Origin of the sequence: Acetobacter sp. DmW_136, from assembly GCF_008690365.1 — a bacterium.
Lineage (GTDB): Bacteria > Pseudomonadota > Alphaproteobacteria > Acetobacterales > Acetobacteraceae > Acetobacter > Acetobacter oryzifermentans.
This window is the reverse complement of record NZ_VHON01000088.1, coordinates 1-1,812: the sequence shown is the minus strand read 5'-3', so window position 1 is coordinate 1,812 and position 1,812 is coordinate 1. Positions and strand designations below refer to the sequence as shown.

Annotated in this window: 1 protein-coding gene, 1 pseudogene and 1 other annotated feature; of the genes and pseudogenes, one reads left to right on the top strand and one right to left on the bottom strand. The window is 52.3% G+C overall.

Annotation, left to right across the window (positions count from 1 at the left end; all coding sequences use genetic code 11):
• Positions 1 to 12 precede the first annotated feature (12 nt).
• Positions 13 to 87, bottom strand: a sequence feature (AL1L pseudoknot).
• A gap of 91 nt (positions 88 to 178) precedes the next feature.
• Positions 179 to 1,134: pseudogene (locus FKW31_RS15770) on the top strand (IS110 family transposase).
• Positions 1,135 to 1,391: 257 nt separating this feature from the next.
• On the opposite strand, the gene FKW31_RS15765 reads toward FKW31_RS15770, so the two are convergent.
• Positions 1,392 to 1,682 (bottom strand): transposase, encoded by a 291-nt coding sequence (locus FKW31_RS15765; protein ID WP_166443432.1) that lies wholly within the window; start codon positions 1,680 to 1,682, stop codon positions 1,392 to 1,394.
• Positions 1,683 to 1,812: the final 130 nt, after the last annotated feature.

The following is a 1,812-nucleotide window of genomic DNA, read 5'->3' as shown; positions in this document are numbered from 1 at the left end:
ATAATAGGCAGATGGTGCAATCGACAGAACCCTGCAGATTGACCCGACACCATATGTCTGCCGGTGCTCCTCAATGAAGCGTGTCATGGCGGCTTGAACCAGATGGGGTGGACGGCCTCCCTGCGGCATCGATGTGCCATGATGGAGGTTCACTGACCATCAGAAGGAGACCGCCCGCATGAAAGCTAGCATAATTGGCCTTGATATTGCCAAATCCGTTTTTCAGGCTCATGGAGCTGATGCAAATGGAAAGTGTGTTTTCAAATGCAAGCTTGGTCGCAGTTAAGTTTCAGCATTTTTTGCAAAACTTAACCCATGTGAAGTTGTTCTGGAAGCCTGCGGGTCAGCGCATTACTGGGCACGGATGATCAGCAGGGCTGGTCATGATGTCAGACTGGTTCCTCCTGATCGGGTCAAACCATTTGTCAAAAAAGGCAAGAAAAACGATGCTGTTGATGCGGCTGCGATCTGCATGGCGGCGTCTCATCCTGATACGATGTTTGTTCCAATCAAGAGCGAAGAGCAGCAAGGTGTCTTGTCACTGCATTCTACCCGCGCTCTTCTGGTCAAACAGCAGACCATGCTGAGTAATGCGTTACGAGCCCTTGCTTCCGAGTTCGGGCTGATTGCCCCTCTGGGCACACGCCATCTGCCAGAGCTGATGACAAAAATAGAGATATCAGCCGACCTGCCGGCTACCATGAAGCGAAGTGCCAAAAACGATGACGATGCGCGTCGGCTGATGACCATCCCTGGGGTCGGTCCCATAACGGCTTCTCTGATTGTCGCCTCGGTCGCGGATATTGGCTCCTTCGCCTCTGCGCGCCATTTTGCTGCCTGGCTTGGGCTTGTGCCTCGTCAGTATTCTACCGGCGGCAAAACCCGTCTGAGAAGGATTACCAAAACGGGCAACCGGCAGATAAGACCGTTGCTGGTTCTTGGTGCGACGGCCATGCTTCATCGTGCCCAGAAGTGGGATGCGCTGCGAGTCAGTGGCTATGCGAACTCATGGCGCGTCGTTCAAGGCGTCTGGCAACAGTTGCACTTGCCAATAAAATGGCTCGTATCATCTGGGCGTTGTTGTCACGTAAAGAGATCTATCGTCCGGCTGGTGTCAGTGTTTCAGCAGGCTGACTTGTACCAGCAGAACGATGGACACCGGAGCTTGCTCCGGTAAATCCGGCAGGATGTATGAACCGACGTGATGGGAAGACTGTCATTCAGCAACAGTTCAGGCCATACCGTTCGACCGTCTGTGCTCCTGAGCACGTGATACGAGATTGGTGCCTGACATGTGAGCGCACACCCATGATGGCCAGCGCATAAAGTCGCATAAACAGGCCGGACATAAGAGCGCATCTGACCGGGTCTTCACGTTAAATCGGTATGCATCATCCGCCGGTAGAATAATACGTTTTGGAAATGACATCGGGAGAACAATATGAGGTATTGCGCTTAAACGGCCGTCCACATAGGCCGTCGAGTTCCGCCTGGGCAAAATACGCAGCAGCCTTACGCAGGATTTCATTGGCCTGCCGCAATTCGCGGTTCTCTCGCTCCAGTTGCCTGATCTTCTCTCGATCAGGAAGATCACTTACCGCAGGCGCATTGGCACGTTCATGCAGACGGGTCCATTTTGACAGCGTGTCAGGGTGAATATCCAGCTTTGGCGCTATCATCATCACTGCGGACCAGCGTGATGGATGGTTCTTCTCTTCCTCCACGCGGAAATCTCACAGAAGGGTTGTACATCGGGTTAGATTATGAAAAAGTCTGTTTTGCACAAAAGAAATTTTCGTAAGCTATAAGAAA

What these genes read in the sequence shown, in the direction of transcription:
- FKW31_RS15765 (WP_166443432.1), bottom strand. Translation starts at nt 1,682, where the DNA reads ATGATGATAGCGCCAAAGCTGGATATTCACCCTGACACGCTGTCAAAA.